Origin of the sequence: Sphingomonas faeni, from assembly GCF_030817315.1 — a bacterium.
GTDB lineage: Bacteria > Pseudomonadota > Alphaproteobacteria > Sphingomonadales > Sphingomonadaceae > Sphingomonas > Sphingomonas faeni_C.
Map to the genome: position 1 here is coordinate 3,512,486 of NZ_JAUSZF010000001.1, position 19,931 is coordinate 3,532,416.

16 protein-coding genes are annotated in these 19,931 nt (G+C 64.9%); 6 read left to right on the forward strand and 10 right to left on the reverse strand.

Features of this window, described 5'->3' with window-relative positions; translation table 11 throughout:
* Nucleotides 1–115 precede the first annotated feature (115 nt).
* Both hslU and QFZ54_RS16305 read left to right on the forward strand, forming a co-directional pair.
* Nucleotides 116–1,411 (forward strand): ATP-dependent protease ATPase subunit HslU, encoded by a 1,296-nt coding sequence (gene hslU / locus QFZ54_RS16300; protein WP_132896049.1) that lies wholly within the window; start codon nucleotides 116–118, stop codon nucleotides 1,409–1,411.
* Between the two features lie 104 nt (nucleotides 1,412–1,515).
* On the forward strand, nucleotides 1,516–2,190 hold the full coding sequence (locus QFZ54_RS16305) for a nitroreductase (RefSeq protein WP_307088833.1): 675 nt from the start codon (nucleotides 1,516–1,518) through the stop codon (nucleotides 2,188–2,190).
* A 20-nt stretch (nucleotides 2,191–2,210) separates the two neighbouring features.
* Here QFZ54_RS16305 and QFZ54_RS16310 read toward each other — a convergent pair whose 3' ends face one another.
* From QFZ54_RS16310 to QFZ54_RS16325, 4 genes are all read right to left on the reverse strand, one after another.
* Nucleotides 2,211–2,477: a hypothetical protein gene (locus QFZ54_RS16310; RefSeq protein ID WP_132896051.1), complete on the reverse strand. Its 267-nt coding sequence runs from the start codon at nucleotides 2,475–2,477 to the stop codon at nucleotides 2,211–2,213.
* Nucleotides 2,478–2,536: 59 nt separating this feature from the next.
* Nucleotides 2,537–3,967, reverse strand: a complete 1,431-nt coding sequence (locus tag QFZ54_RS16315; protein ID WP_307088836.1) for a DEAD/DEAH box helicase — start codon at nucleotides 3,965–3,967, stop codon at nucleotides 2,537–2,539.
* Between the two features lie 226 nt (nucleotides 3,968–4,193).
* Entirely contained in the window at nucleotides 4,194–4,928 is a 735-nt protein-coding gene (locus QFZ54_RS16320) for a Crp/Fnr family transcriptional regulator (protein WP_307088838.1), read from the reverse strand.
* A gap of 168 nt (nucleotides 4,929–5,096) precedes the next feature.
* The gene (locus QFZ54_RS16325) at nucleotides 5,097–5,339 is read right to left on the reverse strand and encodes a DUF6894 family protein (RefSeq protein ID WP_307088840.1); all 243 of its coding nucleotides are present in this window, start codon (nucleotides 5,337–5,339) and stop codon (nucleotides 5,097–5,099) included.
* Between the two features lie 150 nt (nucleotides 5,340–5,489).
* On the opposite strand from QFZ54_RS16325, the gene QFZ54_RS16330 reads away from it, so the two are divergent.
* The 4 genes from QFZ54_RS16330 (at nucleotide 5,490) to QFZ54_RS16345 (ending at nucleotide 10,435) form a co-directional block, all read left to right on the forward strand.
* Nucleotides 5,490–6,521: a fumarylacetoacetate hydrolase family protein gene (locus tag QFZ54_RS16330; protein WP_307088842.1), complete on the forward strand. Its 1,032-nt coding sequence runs from the start codon at nucleotides 5,490–5,492 to the stop codon at nucleotides 6,519–6,521.
* Between the two features lie 202 nt (nucleotides 6,522–6,723).
* Complete coding sequence (locus QFZ54_RS16335; protein WP_307089508.1) at nucleotides 6,724–8,013, forward strand: thiamine pyrophosphate-dependent enzyme; 1,290 nt, start codon at nucleotides 6,724–6,726, stop codon at nucleotides 8,011–8,013.
* Nucleotides 8,014–8,069: 56 nt separating this feature from the next.
* A complete protein-coding gene (locus QFZ54_RS16340; RefSeq protein WP_253072416.1) occupies nucleotides 8,070–9,077 on the forward strand; it encodes an alpha-ketoacid dehydrogenase subunit beta in 1,008 nt (335 codons plus the stop codon).
* Nucleotides 9,077–10,435, forward strand: a complete 1,359-nt coding sequence (locus QFZ54_RS16345; RefSeq protein ID WP_307088844.1) for a dihydrolipoamide acetyltransferase family protein — start codon at nucleotides 9,077–9,079, stop codon at nucleotides 10,433–10,435. The genes QFZ54_RS16340 and QFZ54_RS16345 overlap by 1 nt, the downstream gene beginning before the upstream one ends.
* Before the next feature lie 351 nt (nucleotides 10,436–10,786).
* Here the strand turns inward: QFZ54_RS16345 and QFZ54_RS16350 are convergent, their stop codons facing one another.
* The 6 genes from QFZ54_RS16350 to QFZ54_RS16375 form a co-directional block, all read right to left on the reverse strand.
* Nucleotides 10,787–11,563: an SDR family NAD(P)-dependent oxidoreductase gene (locus tag QFZ54_RS16350; RefSeq protein WP_307088846.1), complete on the reverse strand. Its 777-nt coding sequence runs from the start codon at nucleotides 11,561–11,563 to the stop codon at nucleotides 10,787–10,789.
* A 146-nt stretch (nucleotides 11,564–11,709) separates the two neighbouring features.
* Nucleotides 11,710–12,906, reverse strand: a complete 1,197-nt coding sequence (locus QFZ54_RS16355; RefSeq protein ID WP_307088848.1) for a thiolase family protein — start codon at nucleotides 12,904–12,906, stop codon at nucleotides 11,710–11,712.
* 65 nt (nucleotides 12,907–12,971) lie between these two features.
* Nucleotides 12,972–14,420 carry a glucoamylase family protein gene (locus tag QFZ54_RS16360; protein WP_307088850.1) on the reverse strand — a complete coding sequence of 483 codons (1,449 nt, stop codon included), beginning with the start codon at nucleotides 14,418–14,420 and terminating at the stop codon, nucleotides 12,972–12,974.
* A gap of 80 nt (nucleotides 14,421–14,500) precedes the next feature.
* Nucleotides 14,501–17,587 carry a TonB-dependent receptor gene (locus QFZ54_RS16365; RefSeq protein WP_307088852.1) on the reverse strand — a complete coding sequence of 1,029 codons (3,087 nt, stop codon included), beginning with the start codon at nucleotides 17,585–17,587 and terminating at the stop codon, nucleotides 14,501–14,503.
* A 387-nt stretch (nucleotides 17,588–17,974) separates the two neighbouring features.
* Nucleotides 17,975–19,330 (reverse strand): glutathione-disulfide reductase, encoded by a 1,356-nt coding sequence (gene gorA / locus QFZ54_RS16370; RefSeq protein WP_307088853.1) that lies wholly within the window; start codon nucleotides 19,328–19,330, stop codon nucleotides 17,975–17,977.
* Nucleotides 19,331–19,439: 109 nt separating this feature from the next.
* Entirely contained in the window at nucleotides 19,440–19,835 is a 396-nt protein-coding gene (locus QFZ54_RS16375) for a DUF4174 domain-containing protein (RefSeq protein WP_307088855.1), read from the reverse strand.
* Nucleotides 19,836–19,931 lie beyond the last annotated feature (96 nt).

Sequence of the window (19,931 nt, forward strand, 5' to 3'; positions counted from 1 at the left end):
CCGCAAGCGGGAGGGGGCAGGGGGTGGGCGCCTGCTCACCTCCAGCGCTACCGTTCGAGGGAAGCGCGAGCCCACCCCCAACCCCTCCCGCAAGCGGGCGGGGAGCGAGATCAGAATGAACGACCAGCTCACCCCCAAGGCAATCGTCGCCGCGCTCGACGCCCACATCATCGGTCAGGCCGCCGCCAAACGCGCGGTCGCCGTCGCGATGCGCAACCGCTGGCGCCGCCAGCAACTCAGCGAAGACCTCCGCGACGAGGTCACGCCCAAGAACATCCTGATGATTGGACCGACCGGCTGCGGCAAGACCGAGATCAGCCGCCGTCTGGCCAAGCTCGCCGACGCGCCGTTCGTGAAAGTCGAGGCGACCAAGTTCACCGAGGTCGGCTATGTCGGCCGCGACGTCGAGCAGATCGCCCGCGACCTCGTCGAGGAAGCCATCCGCCTCGAAAAGGAACGCCGCCGCGTCGCCGTCAAGGACAAGGCCGAGGAGGCGGCGATGTCGCGCCTGCTCGACGCGCTCACCGGCAAGAACGCCAGCGAGGCGACGCGCGAGAGCTTCAAGCAGCGCTTCCTCGACGGCCACCTCAACAACGCCGAAGTCGAGATCGAGATCGAGCAGGCCCCCGCCATGCCGTTCGACATCCCCGGCGGCGCGCCGCAGATGATCAATCTCGGCGAGATGATGAAGTCGTTCGGCGGCGGTCAGCAGCTCAAGCGACGCAAGCTGACCGTCCACGCGGCGTGGGACAAGCTCGTCGAGGAAGAGGCCGACAAGCGCCTCGACCAGGACGAGGTCAGCCGCGCTGCCCTGGCGGATGCGGAAGCCAACGGCATCGTCTTCCTCGACGAGATCGACAAGATCGCGGTCTCCGATGGCCGCGGCGGCTCGATCAGCCGCGAAGGCGTCCAGCGCGACCTGTTGCCCTTGATCGAGGGCACGACCGTCGCGACCAAGTACGGCCCGATGAAGACCGACCACATCCTCTTCATCGCCTCGGGCGCGTTCCACGTCGCCAAGCCGAGCGACCTGCTCCCCGAATTGCAGGGCCGCCTCCCGATCCGCGTCGAACTGAAGGGCCTGACCGAAGCCGATTTCGTCGCGATCCTGTCGGACACCAAGGCGTCGCTGCCGCTGCAATACAAGGCGCTGATCGCCACCGAAGGCGTCGGCATCGAATTCACCGAAGACGGCATCGCCGCGATCGCGCGCATCGCCGCCGAAGTGAATTCGGAGATCGAAAACATCGGTGCCCGCCGCCTGCAGACGGTAATGGAAAAGCTGCTCGAAGAGGTAAGCTACAACGCCGAAGACCGCGGCGGCTCGAACCTCGTCATCGACGGCGCCTACGTCGACAGCCAGCTCAAGGAAATAGCCCGCAACACCGACCTAAGCCGCTTCGTGCTGTAATTACACCTTCCGTTCGTGCTGAGCGAAGTCGAAGCACATGGGGCAAAGGCCCTTCGACTTCGCTCAGGGCGAACGGGGTAGGTGGGGACTACAAGGAGAAAACCATGGACGTGACCGAAGCCATAGCCGCTCGCCGCTCCGTCCGAGGCTTCCTCGACACCCCCGTCGACCCGACTCTACTCCACGACCTCGCAGTAAAAGCATCCCGAGCGGCAACCGGTGGCAACCTCCAGCCCTGGCACATAGCCATAGTCCAAGGCGAACCGCTGGCCCGCCTCAAGGCAATAATGGCCGAAAAGATCGCAACAGGCGCCACCGAAACCCCAGCCTACGACATCTACCCGAAAGACCTGACCGCCCCCTACCGTGACCGCCGCTACGCAGTCGGCGAAGCGATGTACGCCCACCTCGGCATCTCCCGCGACGACAAGCCGGCCCGCCGAGAATGGTTCGCCCGAAACTTCGAATTCTTCGGCGCCCCCGCCGCGTATTTCTGCACGGTCGACAAGCGCATGGGCCCGCCGCAATGGTCGGACCTGGGAATGTACCTACAAAATCTGATGCTGCTTGCGGTGGACGCCGGCCTCGCCACCTGCCCGCAGGAATGCTGGGCGATGTATCCCGAAACCATCGGGAGTTTCCTGGACATCCCCGAAGACCGCACACTCTTCTGCGGTATGGCGATCGGCTACGAGGACAAGACCGCCCCGGCCAACGCCCTGCGGACCGAGCGCGCAAACGAAGCGGAATGGCTAACGACTATCAAGCCGTCAGCCTGACTTTCGTCAGAATGATGGGACTAGAGAACCACCGTAACCGGCTTCGCACCCTTGATCCCCGCAAGGATCATAGCCTCCCAAACCGCCGGATCACCCGCTGCGGCCATCGCCTTGTCAGGTTCGCGCAACGTCTTCAGCACGGCCAGCGCATCGGGCAAATAATCCGCCCACGCCGCATCGATCAACCGCGACGCCGACTCGGCATCGCCGCCGGCATTCGCGCTGATCCGCTGTCCCGCCAACACGCGCGCGACGCGTTCGGCAACAGGTGTAGTGGAAACGTCCATGAGCATTCTCCTCGCGGGACTGGTCTATACCAAACCCGCGAGGCGAACGAATGCTCCGTTTAGCGTGCCGGGCCCGAACCCGCGCCACGCGCAGGACCCCGGCCGCCGCCGCCAGCCGGACGACCGCCGCCTTGCCCACCGGGACGACCACCGCCCTGCGGACGACCGCCGCCACCTTGGCCGCCGCCGCCACCCTGGCCACCACGGCTGGCGCCCGCATAGTTGCGGCCGGTCGACCCGGTCGCCCTCGGCGAATGCGTCGCACGCGGACGTGCCGGATCGCGCGGACGATCGATCCGAACCTCGGGATCGGCGCCCATTGTCTTGACCCGCGTCTGCTTGATCTGGTTCGACAGGTTCACGAAATCTTCCGGCAGCGAGCGGACTTGGACCTTCTGGCGGGTGATCCGCTCGATGTCGCGCAGGTACGCCTTCTCATCATCCGCGCAGAACGCGACGGCGATGCCGCTCGCGCCAGCCCGCGCGGTACGGCCGATGCGGTGGACATACTGCTCGGCGACGTTCGGCAGCTCGAAGTTGATGACGTGGCTGACGCCTGAGACGTCGATGCCGCGCGCGGCGATGTCGGTCGCGATCAGGACCTTGACCTTGCCCTGCTTGAACTCGCCCAATGCCCGCTCGCGCTGGCCCTGGCTCTTGTTGCCGTGGATCGCGTTCGAGGCGATGCCGTTGCCCGCGAGCAGCTTCACGACGCGGTCGGCGCCATGCTTGGTGCGCGTGAACACGAGCGCGCGGTCGATCGCCGGATCGGCCAGCGTGATCGTCAGCAGCGCCTGCTTCTCCGACTGGTTGCAGAAGGTGACATACTGGTCGACGCGCTCGGCGGTCGTCGCAGCGGGCTTTACCGACACCGTCTTCGGATCGAGCAGGAACTGCGACGCCAGCTCACGGATCGCGACCGGCATCGTCGCCGAGAAGAACAGCGTCTGGCGCTTCTTCGGCAGCATGCGGACGATCTTCTTCAGCGCGTGGATGAAGCCGAGGTCCATCATCTGGTCGGCTTCGTCGAGCACGAGGATCTCGATCATCGACAGGTTCACGAAGCCCTGCTCAATCAGGTCGATCAGGCGGCCCGGCGTGGCGACCAGGATGTCGACGCCGCGGCTCATGTCCTGGCGGTTCTTGTTGATGCTGGTGCCGCCGAAGACGGTCGTCACCGACATCTTGCTGAACTGACCATAGGCGCGGGCGCTGTCGGCGATCTGGCTGGCAAGTTCGCGCGTCGGCGCGAGCACCAGCATACGGCAATGCGTCGGCAGGACGCGCTTCTGGTTTTCGGTCAGCCGCTGGATCGACGGCAGCACGAATGCCGCGGTCTTGCCGGTGCCGGTCTGCGCGATGCCGAGCAGATCGCCGCCCTCGAGCAGGATCGGGATCGACTGCGCCTGGATCGGCGTCGGCTCGGTATAGCCCTTGGCTTCGAGCGCACGGACGAGCGGCTCGGCAAGGCCGAGGTTTGCAAATGACATGAATAGTCTCTCAATAGATGCCGGGCTCGCGAATCCACACAAGGACGCGCGAGGGGCGGTGGTGTTTTGACACCCCGCGTGAAAAGGGAAGCCCGTTGGAAACGACCGAGGCGGAGCTTGGACCTTATTCAGGTCCGATCACGCTGCATGACACCTCGATGGCCGCTATCTCGTGTATCGACGTCGAAAAGTCAACCTCGCGCACTGTGCGAAGCCGGAACGGAGATCAGGCTCGGGTTTGACCGAGGTGTAGATAGCGCTCGTTGAACTCGGCGGCATCGCGCAGACCAGCCCAGTCGATGACGCTGACCTGTCGTTTCTTGCGCGCGATCAGCCCGTCGGTCTCAAGCGACTTTAGCACGCGGTTGACGTGCACCGGCGTCAAGCCGAGTGCATCGCCGAGTTGCTCCTGCGTCATCGGCAACTCGTACGCCATCGCGTCGCCCGGCGTCGATTGCTTCAGCCGGACCGAGAATTCGCACAGCAGATGCGCCAGCCGACTGCGCGCGTTGCGCCGCCCGACATTGAGCAGCCATTCGCGGTGGATCGACGCTTCTACCAGCGCATCGACCCACAGGGCCTGGCCCGCGGCCGGGCAAGCCTCGATGAACTGACGAAGAGCCGCGATCGGCACCTCGGCGAGCGTTAGCCGGGTCAGCGCCTGGATGTCGTGATCGGATTCGTCGAGGAACAGGTTCTGCAGATCGACGAACGCGCCGGGCATCAGGATCGACACGATCTCGCGCTCGCCATTCGGCGTGAGTTTTTGCCGATAGGCAAGCCCTTCGACAATGAACGCGCACCGCGTCGGGCGTTGACCTTCGCGCAGCATATAGGTCGACGCATCGATCGTCCGTACCTTGAACGGCAACGCGGCGATCTGGGCACGGCTATCCGCACTCATCGCCGTCCGCGACTCGAACTTCCGTATAACCTGTTCAGTCACGATGGAGATATCCACGTGCACTCTCCGCATCCAGTGCAGGAGCACTCGTTTCTCGCTGTCACCCTCTCTGGGATAGCGCGTTGCAACAATCTGCACCTTATCCCAGGATTGACCGAGGCGACAAAACCCATGTTATGACAATCATGCACGCTGTCCTCGGAATGCGGCGAACAACGGGGCCGGCTAGCTGAGTTCGTCACCGGGTTCGTCGATAGTCACCATGACCGTCAGCAGAACGCTGCCCCCTTCGTCCCGCACCGCAACGCTGAACCGTGTACCGCCGCGCGCGATCGCCGGGTGATCGCTGAGGTAATCGCCCGCGAAGATGACTGCCTGGACGCGGGCATCCTCGTCATCCGTGAGGTTCGTGCCTTCGTCGTCGTCGACGTGTTTATGGTTGTCGATATCGAAGAAGTATCTGGGCATGCTCACCTTCCTCGATCGCTTCGTGAGTTCGAACCTATCAGGTCGACATTGGCTCCGCTCTTACCAAAATCAGGTTTGCCGAACGGTGGATGCTCGACTTGAACTCCGTCACGGGCGTAGGATGCGAGCAACCATAGAGAGGATCCGCCCATGAAACTGGCCAGCCTGAAGCATCCCGACGCTACGCGTGGCAATGCGACCCAAGGGCGAGACGGCAGGCTCGTCGTCGTCTCCAACGACCTGGCCTGGTATGCCGATGCAAGCCATATCGCGCCGACTCTTCAGGCCGCGCTCGACGACTGGGACCGGCTTTCGATCGACCTGAAGAACCTGTCGACCGATCTCGAGCACGAGATGATCCCGATGCGGCGCTTCCACGAGCATGACGCCGAGTCGCCGCTACCCCGTGCGTATCAGTGGGCGGACGGCTCTGCGTACGTGAATCATGTTGCGCTCGTGCGGCAGGCGCGGGCAGCGGAAATGCCCGACAGCTTCTGGCACGATCCGCTGATGTATCAGGGCGGTTCGGACGGGTTCCTGGGACCCCGCGATCCGATCCCGCTCGCCGACGAGGCCTGGGGGTGCGACATGGAGGGCGAGGTAGTCGTCGTGACCGGCGACGTACCGCTCGGCGCGAGTCGCGACGAGGCGCTGGCGGCGATCCTGCTGGTCGGGCTGACCAACGATGTCTCGCTCCGCAACCTGATCCCCGGTGAGCTCGGCAAGGGGTTCGGCTTCTTCCAGTCGAAACCGGCAAGTGCGTTCTCGCCGGTTTTCGTCACGCCCGACGCGCTTGGCGACTGGTGGAAGGACGGCAAACTGCACCGCAAGCTGATGGTCGATCTCAATGGCCAGCCGCTCGGTCGCGCCGAGGCGGGCGAGGACATGACGTTCGATTTCGGCACGCTGGTCGCGCATGCCGCAAAAACGCGCAAGCTCGGCGCGGGCACGATCGTCGGCTCGGGCACCGTCTCCAACCGCGGCCCCGACGGCGGCCCGGGCAAGTCCGTCGCCGAGGGCGGTGTCGGCTATTCCTGTCTCGCCGAAGTGCGCACGATCGAGACCATCCAGGGTGGCAAACCGGTCACGCCGTTCCTTAAGAAGGGCGACACCGTCCGCATCTGGGCCGAGGACGACAAGCGCCATCCGATCTTCGGCGTAATTGAGCAGACCGTCGAGTAGGTGCACTCGCGAAGGCGGGGCCCAGACTGGGTTCCCGCCTTCGCGGGAGAACAGGATGTGGCGGAGCAGTTGATGCAGGTATCTGACTTAGGCTGAAAACCGGCCCGCCCGAAAATCCCCTCGCAATCGCCGTTGAAATTTAATAACAAGCCTCGGTAAGAGTGTTCCGCGATCACAGCGGCCTCATGGAGATGGAATGACGATGGCAAGCGAGCATCCGCGCGCCAATTTGCAGCCGCTCACGCTGCATATCCCCGAGCCAAAGTTCCGCCCCGGCGACGCGGTGGACTTTGCCGAAGTCGACGTGCCCCCCGCAGGTGAAGCACGCCGCCCCGATACCGCGGACAAGGCGTCCGACTTCATCGATCTCGCCTACACCTTGGTCCGCGTGCTCGACGACGACGGCAACGCGGTCGGCCCTTGGGATCCGAAATTGTCGCCCGACGTGCTGCGCCGCATGCTGCGCAGCATGGCGCTGCTCCGTGCGTTCGACGAGCGCATGTTCCGCGCGCAGCGGCAGGGCAAGACCAGCTTCTACATGAAGGCGCTCGGCGAGGAGGCGGTCGCGGTCGCGGCGGCCTATGCGCTCGATTACGAGGACATGTGCTTCCCCTCGTACCGCCAGCAGGGCCTGCTGATCGCGCGGGGCTGGAGCCTCGTCGACATGATGAACCAGATCTACTCGAACACGGCGGACCGGCTCGGCGGCAAGCAGCTGCCGATCATGTATTCGGTCAAGGAAGCCGGGTTCTTCTCGATCTCGGGCAACCTCACGACGCAGTACCCGCAGGCGGTCGGCTGGGCGATGGCGTCCGCCGCCAAGGGCGACACGCGGATCGCCGCGACGTGGTGCGGCGAAGGCTCGACCGCGGAGGGCGACTTCCACTCGGCGCTGACCTTCGCGACGGTTTACCGCGCGCCGGTGATCTTCAACATCGTCAACAACCAGTGGGCGATCTCGAGCTTCTCCGGGTTCGCGGGTGCTGAGGCGACGACGTTCGCGGCGCGCGCGGTAGGCTACGGCATCGCTGGCTTGCGAGTCGACGGCAACGACGCGCTGGCGGTCTACGCCGCAACGGAGTGGGCGGCCGAACGCGCCCGCACCAACCAGGGCCCGACGCTGATCGAGCACTTCACCTACCGCGCGGAAGGCCATTCTACCTCCGACGATCCCGGCCAGTATCGCAGCGAAGGCGAGCCCAATGCGTGGCCGCTCGGCGATCCGATCAAGCGCCTGAAGGACCATTTGATCGCGATCGGCGAATGGGACGAGGAGCGCCACGCGGCACAGGACAAGGAACTCGCCGAGCAGGTGAAGGCCGCGCAGAAGGAAGCTGAGAAGAACGGCATCCTCGGTCACGGCCTCCACCAGCCGCTCGAATCGCTGTTCGACGGCGTCTTCGAGGAAATGCCCTGGCATCTGAAGGAGCAACGCCAGCAGATGCTCGACGAGGAATCCGCGAGCGGCCGCCCCTGGGATATCAAGGCATGAGCGACATGATCGAGGCACCCGGGTCCGAAGCAGCGGGCGCAGAACCCACCGCGCGGATGAACATGATCCAGGCGATCAATTCCGCCATGGACATCATGATGGAGCGCGACCCCGACGTCATCGTCATGGGCGAGGACGTCGGCTATTTCGGCGGCGTCTTCCGCGCGACCGCCGGCCTCCAGGCCAAGCACGGCAAGACCCGCGTGTTCGACACCCCGATCACCGAATGTGGGATCATCGGCGTCGCGGTCGGCATGGGCGCGTACGGCCTGCGCCCGGTCCCCGAGATCCAGTTCGCCGACTATATCTACCCCGCGCTCGACCAGCTCGTATCCGAAGCCGCGCGACTCCGATACCGCTCCGCTGGCGAGTTCACCTCGCCGATCACGGTGCGCTCGCCGTTCGGCGGCGGCATCTTCGGCGGCCAGACGCACAGCCAAAGCCCGGAGGGGCTTTTCACCCACATGTCGGGGATCAAGACGGTCATCCCGTCGACGCCCTACGACGCCAAGGGCCTGCTGATCGCCGCGATTGAGGACAATGATCCGACGCTCTTCTTCGAACCCAAGCGCATCTACAACGGCCCGTTCGACGGCTATTGGGATCGCCCGTCGCAGAACTGGTCGAAGCACCCCGCCGGCGAAGTCCCGACCGGCTATTACAAGATCGAGCTCGGCAAGGCGAAGATCGTCCGGGCGGGCGAAGCGCTGACGATCCTCGCCTACGGCACGATGGTGCACGTCTGCACGGCCGTGGTTGCCGAGGCAGGCATCGACGCCGAGATCGTCGACCTGCGCACGCTCGTCCCGCTCGACATCGAGACGATCGAGGCGTCGGTGAAGAAGACCGGCCGCTGCATGATCGTCCACGAGGCGACTCGCACCAGCGGCTTCGGCGCCGAGCTATCGGCGATCGTCCAGGAACGCTGTTTCTACCATCTCGAGGCGCCGATCGAGCGTGTGACCGGGTTCGACACGCCGTACCCGCACAGCCTCGAATGGGCGTATTTCCCAGGGCCCGTCCGCATCGGCGAAGCCCTGAAAAAGATCATGAAGGACGCATAATGGCCCGCTTCACCTTCAAGCTGCCGGACATCGGCGAAGGCATCTCCGAAGCCGAGATCGTCGCGTGGCACGTCGCCATCGGCGACCGCGTCGAGGAGGATTCGCCGATCGCCGACATGATGACCGACAAGGCCACCGTCGAGATGGAGTCGCCGGTGACGGGCGTCGTCGTCGAACTCGCGGGCGAAGTCGGCGACCAGGTGTCGATCGGCGCCGCGCTGGTGGTGATCGAGACGGATGCGGTTGACGCCGCGGACGAAGTCGTCGCCGCGCCGCTGACCTCGGCCCAGGTCGAAACCGCCGAACAATACGAAGCCGAAAACCCGGGCGTCGAAGAGGTGATGGAAGCAACTCCCTCTCCCCTCCGGGGAGAGGGTCGGGGTGAGGGGCAGCCAAGCAGTGCTGCGCCCGGAACAACCCCTCACCCCAGCCCTCTCCCCGCAGGGGAGAGGGAGCAGAAGGCGCACGCCCTCGCTGCGGCTGAGACCGAGCAGAAGCCGCACGCCCTCGCATCCCCCGCAGTCCGCGCCCGCGCCCTTGACCTCGGCATCGACCTAGCCTCGGTCAAAACCGACTCAGACCGAGTCCGCCACGCAGACCTCGACGCCTATCTCCGCTACGGCTCGGGCGAGGGCTACCACCCCCCGCGCGCCAGCCGCGCCCGCGAAGACCAGCCCATCAAGGTCGTAGGCATGCGTCGTCGCATCGCCGAGAACATGGCCGCATCCAAGCGCGCGATCCCGCACTTCACCTATGTCGACGAGATCGACGTCACCGCGCTCGAAGCGATGCGCGCCGACCTCAACGCCAACCGCGGCGGCCGTCCCAAGCTGACGATGCTCCCGCTGATGATCGTTGCGATCTGCAAGACCATCCCCGACTTCCCGATGCTCAACGCGCGCTACGATGATGAAGCCGGCGTGGTCACGCGCCACGGCGCCATCCACCTCGGCATGGCCGCCCAGACCGACGCGGGGCTCACCGTCCCCGTGATCCGCGACGCACAGGACCGCAACGTCTGGCAACTCGCAACCGAGATCACGCGCCTCGCCGAAGCCGCCCGCGCCGGCAAGCTCGCCCCAAGCGAAATGGGCGGCGGGACGATCACCGTAACCTCGCTCGGCCCGCTCGGCGGCATCGCTACGACCCCGGTCATAAACCGTCCCGAAGTCGCGATCATCGGCCCCAACAAGATCGTCGAACGCCCGGTCTTCAAGGGCGACGAAGTGGTCCGCGCCAAGCTGATGAACCTGTCGATCAGTTGCGACCACCGCGTCGTCGACGGCTGGGATGCGGCAAGCTTCGTCCAGGGCTTGAAGAAGTACCTCGAAACGCCCGTCCTTCTCTTCGCGGACTGAACGAGCATGAAGGGCATTCACCACGGCGACCTGACGATCGAAGGTCGTTTTGAGGGGATGCTCAACGGTACCGCGATCGTCCCGGCCCGGCGCCACCGCCGAGATCGCTGGGATGATCGACGGTACGCTGATCGTCGAGCCGGGCGCGACCGTCCTTATCAGTGGCATGGTCGACGGGAATATCATCGATCGCGGCGGCCACATCACCGTAACCGGAATGCTAGGCCGCTAGCCGTCGAGCGCGCTCCGTTTCAGAGGTGAAGCGCCCAAACAATCCTCCCCCGCGAGGGGGAGGTGGCAGGCAAACCCTGACGGAGGGGGCGGCAAGCGGGACCAGCGTTTAGGTCCACCTCACCCCCGCGTTTTCTGCAAAGACCCCGCGATCCGCCGCGCAAGACTCCGCGGGGTAAACCGTATGCCCTCGGCCATTGCAAAGTTAAGCGCACCCGACACCTTCACAGCGCGGTTCACCGCCAGCGCCGCCAACCCGTCGCGCACCACCGCCGCCGGGTCGCTCGCCAATCGCTGGAACAGCGCGGTATCGCCCAGCCCCGCAACATCCGCGAACTCGGTCCGCGTGGGGCCGGGACACAGCGCCGCGACCCGCACGCCCTTGCCCTTCACCTCCTCGTGCAGCGCCTCGGAAAAGCTCAGCACGAACGCCTTGCTCGCATAATAGACCGCCATCCACGGCCCCGGCTGGAACGACGCGACCGAAGCGAGGTTGAGGATCCCGCCAGACCCGCGCGCGATCATCTGCGGCAACACAGCGTGCGTCAGCGCCACCAGCGCCCGACAATTGAGGTCAATCATGCCCAGTTGCAGTGCGCTATCCAGCTCCGCGAAATCGCCCCGCGCACCAAACCCGGCATTGTTGATCAGCACGTCGATCGGCAACGCCGCGGTCGCAATGGTATCAACGAGCGCAGCCGGACCATCCTGATCCGCAAGATCGGCGGCAAAGACATGCACCGTGACGCCGTGCGCCGCCCGCAGTTCGGCCGCCAGTGCCTCGAGCCGATCGACCCGACGCGCGGTCAGGATCAGCGCGTTGCCCTGAGCCGCCAGCGCTCTGGCAAAGCCTTCGCCTAACCCCGCTGACGCGCCGGTGATCAATGCCGTTGTCATAGCCCCACACCCCTATCCGAGAAGCCACGAACCTGCGCCGCCACGAATGTCCCGGCAACATCTCCCTCTCCCGTCGGGGAGAGGGAAGGGGCCCACGGCGTCTTGGCTGTGGGAAGGGTGAGGGCACGCCTGCGTCGGGTTCAACATCAAACGATCTCGAACAGCCCCGCCGCACCCATGCCCCCAGCCGTGCACATCGACACGACAACATAGCGCACGCCGCGCTTGCGCCCCTCAATCAACGCATGCCCAACCAGCCTCGACCCAGTCATCCCGAACGGGTGCCCGACCGCGATCGCGCCGCCGTTGACGTTATACTTTTCCGGATCGATCCCGAGGAAATCCCGGCAATACAAACACTGCGACGCGAACGCCTCGTTCAGCTCCCAAAGCCCGATATCGCCCACCGACAACCCAACGCGTTCCAACAGCTTCGGGATCGCGAACACCGGCCCGATCCCCATCTCCGCCGGGCCGCACCCTGCCGCCTGGAACCCGCGATAGATGCCGAGAATGTCCTTCCCCTCGGCCTCCGCAGTCCGGCGGTCCATCAGCAACTGCGCCGAAGCCCCGTCCGACAACTGGCTCGCATTGCCCGCCGTCACGCTAGACCCGGGCCCGGAGAATTCACCGCCCGGCCATACCGTCGTCAGCCCGCACAAACCCTCCAGCGTGGTGCCCGCCCGGATACCCTCGTCCTGCGACAAAGTGACACTCGCGATCCCCGCGTGTGCGCCCTGCTTGTCGAACAACGCCTTCTCGACGGTGATCGGCACGATCTCCTCGGCAAACGCCCCGCTTGCGAGGCCAGCGGCAGCACGCTGCTGGCTCATCGCGGCATATTCGTCCTGCGCTTCGCGGCTGATGCCGTATTTCTCCGCGACGATCTCCGCGGTCTCGATCATCGGGATATACGCCGTCGGCTCCTTCGCCACGACGCTCGCATTGACGAAGCGCGGTGCGTCCTTGGTCACGGTGTAGCTGATCGACTCCATCCCGCCCGCCAGCGCCACGTCGGCCTCGTCGCAGATGATCGTACGCGCCGCGAGCGCCACCGCGGTCAGCCCCGATCCGCATTTCCGATCGAGCGTGAATGCCGGCACCGACTCCGGCAGCCCGCCGGCGAAGATCGCCATCCGCCCCGCGTTCCCCCCTTGCGTGCCCCATTGGTTGCCGACGCCCCAGAACACCTCGTCGATCCGCGCCGGGTCGATCCCCGCACGCTCGACCACCGCGTTCATCACGTGGCCCGCCAGCACCGGCGCCTCGGTCGCATTGAACGCGCCTCGATATGCTTTGCCGATGGCGGTACGGGCAGTCGAGACGATGGCGGCTTCACGCATGCTGGAACCTTTCGAGGATCGGGTATGCGTGAGATCTATACGGTCCACAGCGTCGGGGAAAGGCCTTAGGGCACCCGCGCCAGCCAGCCACCGGTAAATCCCGCGCGGTCCAGCCCACGGCGGATATGCGGGTTTCGCCGCATCGTGTTCCACACCATGCCGGTCCGCCAATTCTCGATCATCGCGACGATCGGTCCCTGGTCGATGCCGAGATAATCGACGTCGACCCAGCCAACACCGGGTACGATCCGGCCATGCTTCAGCGGCTCGCGCACCTCGGTCAGCGTCGGGTTGAACGCATCGAAGAAGCCGTATTTGCCATAAATCCCCTTGCCATAACGATCGTGCATCGCAGTGATCGCGGGGACGACGAGATCCGGCGCGAACACGATCGATCCGACCGCGGCGGTCGGCGCCAGCGTCCCGTCGTCGCGCGCGCCGGGGCCCCGTTCGGAGTAGCTGAAGAACTCGCGCGGCCGCCCGCCGATCGCCGCCTTGAAATCGCCCGGCCCGTCGCACGCGGTCAGGCCCCAGACGTCGGGGCCATAGCCGGCGAATCCACTTGCGTTCGCGATCGCATAGTCGCGCTGAGCGATCGTCGCCCGCTTGCTGTTCTCGAAATAATCCATGTCTTTGGTCGCGATATAGGCGTCGCGAATGCCACGGAAATCGACCCAGACATGACTGTATTGATGCACGAACATCGGTGGGTAATGGAGATGATCGCCGCGCCACGACGGCTCGAACTTTTCAGTTAGCGCACCCCAGGTCGACGGCGGCAGCGGATGTGTGGGCGACCCCAGCGCAAGCAGATACATCAGCATCCCCTCGTTGTAGATATTCCAGTCGCTTGGGATGAAGCCGCTTTCGGGATGCCAGCCCATCGACAGGAACGGCGCACGCGGCGTGATCCACGTCCAGTCCACCGCGCCGTATATCTGGTCCGCCAGGGCACGGATCCGTTGTTCCTCAGGATGGTCGCCATCGAACCAGCTCTGCGCGAACAGCATCCCGCCGAGCAGCAGCGCGGTATCGATCGTCGACAGTTCCGCGCGCGCGAACCGCTGGCCCTTGGTGATGCCGAGGAAGTGGTAGAAGAATCCCTTGTATCCGCTTTTGCCGGTCGGCTCGGGGCCCATCGGTGCGATCGCGAAGAACTCCAGCGTTGCCAGAGTCCGCTTGCGCGCCTGCTCGCGTGTGACCCAGCCGTTGACGACGCCAATCGGATACGCGGTCAGCGCGAACCCGACCGCGGCGATCGAAGAGAAGGACGGCGTCGGCCACCGATCGAGGGCGAGCCCAGTGACCGGGTCGGTCGTGTCCCAGAAGTACAGGAACGCACGCTCCTGCAGATTGTCGATCAGCGGGTTGGCGGATGGCGGCGGTTCGGGCGGCGGCGTGCGGGTAACGCTTTCGATCGCCTCCATCAGCGGCCGCCCGACCGATGTGCATCCCGCGGTAAGTCCCCCGAGCGAGATCGCCCCGGTGCCGAGAAACTGCCGTCGATCGAGCATCCGAACTCCTGGTCGAGGGTCACCGCCATTGACCATGGAAGGCTGGCGGGGCGGCCAGAACGGCCGCCCCCATAAATGCATCAGAACCTATAACCCACCCTGAACTGGATGCGACGCGGGAGGGTTAGCGTGCTCGTGCCGATCCGGGCAGGCTCGAGCGGATCGGTTGCCTGGCCAGTGGCGGGGTCGATCGTGTCGTTGAACGACGCGTCGAATCCCTCGAAGTTCTTGTTGTTGAACGCGTTGAGCAGGTCGACCGCAGCCTCGAACTGATCTTCCTTGCCGAGCACGCTGAAGCGCTTGGCGAGCGTCAGATTGACCTCGCAATAGGCGAACACGCCCTTGATGCAGTTCTTCCTGGGGTAACGCGCGGTGAACCGATTGAAGCCCGAATCCGCGCCGTTGGTCGCATCGGTGACCTGGAACGCCTGGCCGCTACCCAGCGTGTTGAGCATCGAGAACTGGAAGCCGAGCGGCAGGTCGACCATGCCCGAGATCACAACCCGGTGACGTTCGTCGCCGGTTCGCGGGCGCCAGCCATAATCGTCCGGCGTGATCGCATCGAGGCTGAACAGGTCGCCGCCGTTCTGCTCACCCTTCGAGAAGGTATAGGCGACGTTCAGGCCCCAGCCCGACGACTTGGTGTAATTCTTGTCGAGCGTGAAATAGATCGCCTTGTACCGCGTATCGAGTCCGTCGAGGCCGACGATCGCGTTCGCATAACCGAACGGTTGCAGCGGCGCGGTGTCGCAGCAGCCGCCGAGCCCGTTCAGGGTCCGCGTCGCGAAGATGTTGGTATAGCCGTTGCGCCCGCGGATGTAGGAGGCGGTCAACGCGGCCTGGAAGATGCCGACCTTCTGGCGGATGCCGATGCTCGCCTGGTCGTTGACCGGTGGGCGGGCGTCGTTCTTCACGGCGAACAGCTCCGGCAGCCCTTGCGTCGAGGTCGCGGCGAGCTGCAGCAGACCGTCGCGCGTCAGATAAGCGGGATCCCACTGGACGGTCGGCAGGCCCTCACGCGGCGTACCGGTCGGCGAAAAGCGGAACACGCCGATCGGATTGATCGTGCGACTGAGTTCGTCGACCGTGTTGTTAAAATTATTGCGATCGTAATAGCGCCCGATCCCGCCGAAGATGACCGTCGACTGGTCGTCTTTCACGTCATACGAGAAGCCGAACCGGGGCGCGATCGCGCCGGCGAACGGGCTGCGATTGCTCCCGTCGGTGATGTAGTTCTCAGGGTCGAAATAGGCCGTCCGGGGCAGCGCGCGCAGCGCGGCCGCGGCGTTGGCCGGCGTGCGATATTCGTTGTTGAAGCCGTTCGTCTCGTAATCCCAGCGTACGCCGACGTTGAGCTGGAGCTTGCTCGTCACGTCCCAGTCGTCCTGCAGATAAAGGCCGACCTGGGTGTTCGAGGCGAGGATCTTGCCGCTGCCGAGTCCCAGTCGTGCTTCGGCCGGCGACGCGAAGGTCAGCCCGTTCTGCGGCTCGCGGCGGTAGGTGTAGCGCGGCTGGATGAACGACTGGTTGTCGAACTCGATATCGGTGATCTCGACGCGGGCGCCCGCCTTGAACGAATGATTCTGAAGGCCGGTGTAGGTGACGTCGTCGCGCAACGTGTAGCCCTGCTGGACCTCGCGACGGGTCGAATCCTTGCCGCCGAAGATGATCACGCCGTCATAGTCGTAGGTCGGCAGGTCGGGGTTGAGCGACGTTGGATTGAACGTGTAGCTCAGATAATTGGCGTTGAACTCGTTGATGAAGTTGCTGCCGGTATAGGTCCATTTGTACAGATACGTGTCGACCACGTTGATCTTGTTCTCGGCGTTTTCGTACGAGACGTTGCCGCCGAAATTCTGGATGTCCGTTTCCTGGCGGCGGCTGAACGACAGGTCCATCACCTGGTTGCTGTCGGGCGTGAGGGTCAGCTTGCCGAAGTAGAAATCGCCGCGGAACGGGCTGACGAACGCACCCTCGAAGTCGCTCAGGCGGCGCCCCGAATTGGCTTCGAAATCGGCGACCGCCGCGGTCGATCCGGTACTGTCGACGTTGAACGCACGGTCCTGGTCGTTGCCCTCGTACGTCGCGAAGAAGAACAGCTTGTCCTTGATGATCGGGCCGCCGAGCGACACGCCGTATTGCTTGCGCTCGAAGGCGGGTTCGGCGCGGTTGTTGACCTTGTCGAGGTACGATTTCGCGCTGAGACTCTTGTCCGTATATTGGCCAAAGACCTCGCCGTGGAATTCGTTGGTGCCCGACTTGGTGACGGCGGTAATGATCGCGGCGCCGGCCTGCTCGTACTCGGCCTTGTAGTTCTGCGTCAGGACGCGGAACTCCTGTACTGCGAGCTGGCCGAACGGATTGCCGCGGCTGTTCTGCTGGCCCGCGACACCGCCCTCGCGCAGCTTGTTCTTCAGGCTGACGCCGTCGATGAACACGTTCACCTGGCTGGCGGTCGATGCACCCGACTGGAACCCCTTGTTGGTTTCGCTGTCGTTATACTTCACGCCCGGCGCCAGCGCTGCGAACGACAGGAAATTCCGATCGGTCTGCGGCAGGTTACGGATCTGCTGCTGGCTGACGTTGGTCGCGACTTCGCTGGTCCTGGTCTCGACCAGTCGCCCGCCGGTGACGACGATCTCCTGGCCATCGCCGGTGGCCGGTGTCGCATCACCTGTCACGGCGCCAGTTGTGGGGGCGGTCGCGTCGCCGTTGGGGGCCGGCGCCGCAGCCGCGGGAGCAAGCGTCGCATCGAGCGTCGCGGACTGGCCGATCGAGACGATGATGCGCTGTACCGAGACGTCCCCGTTCGTGCCCGTGACGGTGATCGTGTACTGCGCCGGCCGCAGCCCGTTGAGGATGTAACTCCCGTTCGCTGCCGTCACCGTGCGGAAGCTCTGGTTGGTCCCCCCGTTCACCGCCACCACGGTCGCGCCTGCCACTGCCGCGCCCGCCGCATCGCGGACCTGCCCGCGGATCGAGGCGATCGTCGTCTGGGCGGTCGCGGCCGTCGTGAGAGCCGCAGCCGATCCGAGGATCGTCGTCGTCACCAGCGCAGCGCGCAGCGCCGCGACCATCATGGTCTTCATGTCGAATAGTCCCCTGCGTTTGATCGCGGGATCGGCAAATGGCTTGGGCACGATCGTGGCGGTTCTGCCCAAAGCCATGGCAGCGCCCGATCGTAATGCTCGCGACGGTCGCGACCCCATGCCCTGGACCTCTCCATTAACCGCTCCTGATGGAGTCGGTTGGGCAGCACGCATGTTTGCATGGCTGCCGGGAGGGAGGCTCTACGCCCGGTTTCCGACGCCTGCCAATGGCTTGTCCAAGCAAGTGACCGATTCGGCGACAGTCCGTGTCATTATCGCCACAATCCATGTTTCCCGTGTCTCATTCGACAGCAACGGCCTGAACGACTGCCGACGCGATGCAGAATGGCGTCGGCAGTATTTCGGTTCCGGCCCTTACGAACGGGATGTGTTCGCGGCGGCGCTGACGTCATTTCGGCAGTATTATTGTCAGGAAGGATCGTTGTTTCAGGCGAAAACACCGCCTTACTTCATCAAGACAAGCTCTTCCGCCATCGTCGGGTGCAGTGCGACGGTCGCGTCGAAGTCGGCCTTGGTCAGCCCGGCTTTCACGGCCACCGCGGCGGATTGCAAGATCTCGGGGCAGTCGGGCCCGATCATGTGGATGCCGACGACCCGGTCGGTCTCGCCGTCGCAGATCATCTTGTACAGCGAGCGTTCGTTGCGCCCCGCCAGCACGTTCTTCATCGGCCGGAAGTCGGACGTGTACACCTTCACCGATCCCAGCGCCTGCTTGGCCTGCGACTCGGTCATGCCGACACCGGCCATCGGTGGGTGGCTGAACACGGCGGCGGGGACGTTGGCGTAATCGACGCGCGTCGACTTGCCGCCGAAGAACGTGTCGGCGAACGCCTGCCCCTCGCGGATCGCGACCGGGGTCAGCTGGATCCGGTTGGTGACGTCGCCGACTGCGAAGATCGAGTCGCAGCTCGACTTGTTGTCCTCATCGACGATCACCGCGCCCGCCGCGTCCATTTCGACGCCCGCGGTTTCGAGCCCGAGGCCCTTGGTGTTCGGCAGGCGCCCGGTCGCGAACATCACGAGGTCGACGGTGATCGGCTCGTGCCCGCTCATGCGGACGGTGAGACACCCGTTCGAATCCTTCTCGATGCTCTCGAACGCGGCGTTGAAGCGGAAGTCGATGCCCTTGCTCATCGAGATCTGGAGCAGGCGGTCGCGGATCGACTCGTCGTAGCCGCGCAGGATAACGTCGGTCCGGTTGACCAGCGTGACGTGCGCCCCGAACTGGTGGAAGATCCCGGCGAACTCGTTGGCGATATAGCCCGCGCCCGCAATCAGCACGCGCTTCGGCACGTCGTCGAGATGGAAGACCTCGTTCGAAGTGATGCCGTGTTCCGAGCCGGGGAACTCGGGGGTCAGCGGATGCGCGCCGACCGCGATCAGGATCTTCGCGGCCGTCTTCACGCTGCCGTCGGCGAGCGTGACTTCGTTGGGACCGGAGACGACCGCGCGCTGGTGGATGATGTCGACGTGATTGTTCTGGAGCGTGGTGGTGTAGGCGCCGTTGATCCGGTCGACCTCCTCCATGACGTTGTCGCGCAACGTCGGCCAGCTGAACGCGCAGTCGTCGGGCACCTGCCAGCCGAAGCGCTTGGCGTCCTTCAGATCCTCGGCGAAATGCGCGCCGTAGATCAGCAGTTTCTTCGGCACGCAGCCGCGGATGACGCAGGTGCCCCCGACCCGGTATTCCTCGGCCACTGCGACGCGCGCGCCATGAGCCGCGGCGACGCGCGACGCTCGCGTCCCGCCCGAGCCTGCGCCGATGACGAAGAGGTCATAGTCGAATTGGGTATCGGTCACAGGCAGTCCTTGCAGGTCACGCGCCGCTTGGGAGCGGCTTTGCATGCCATCTGGGGCAGGGCGCGCGACGCCACAACCCCGGCGCGGCGATCACGCTGATCGGCCGGGTCTATCGCTGGCCGGCCCTGCGCATCGGCATCGCGTCGATCGTCTGCTCCAGCACGGCGGCGGGGAAGGGCTTGCTGCTCCGCAATTTCTCGCCACCGTCCTTGCCGATCAGGATCGCGGTGAACGTGACGGGGAGACGGTATTTACGGCGGATCGTTGCAGCGGTGTCACCGGCGCCTTGGACCCGGTCGCCGATCACTTCGACAACGGTGAGGTCGCGGTCGTCGCTGTTTGCCTTCCATTTGGCGAGGATGCGGCGCTGCTCGGCAAGCGCCACGTTTTCGCCGGAGACGGCGGCTACAATCAGCACGCGCCGCTCCCATTTCATCTGCGCGAGGGTAGGGGAAGCGGCGAGTGCGACGGCAAGAAGGACGGTCATCACGATTGAACGCGCCACCTTCGCTTGTTCTCCCGCGAAGGCGGGAGCCCAGGATCACAATCGCTGTGGATGGTATCCTGGGCCCCCGCCTCCGCGGGGGAGCAAGATTTAGGT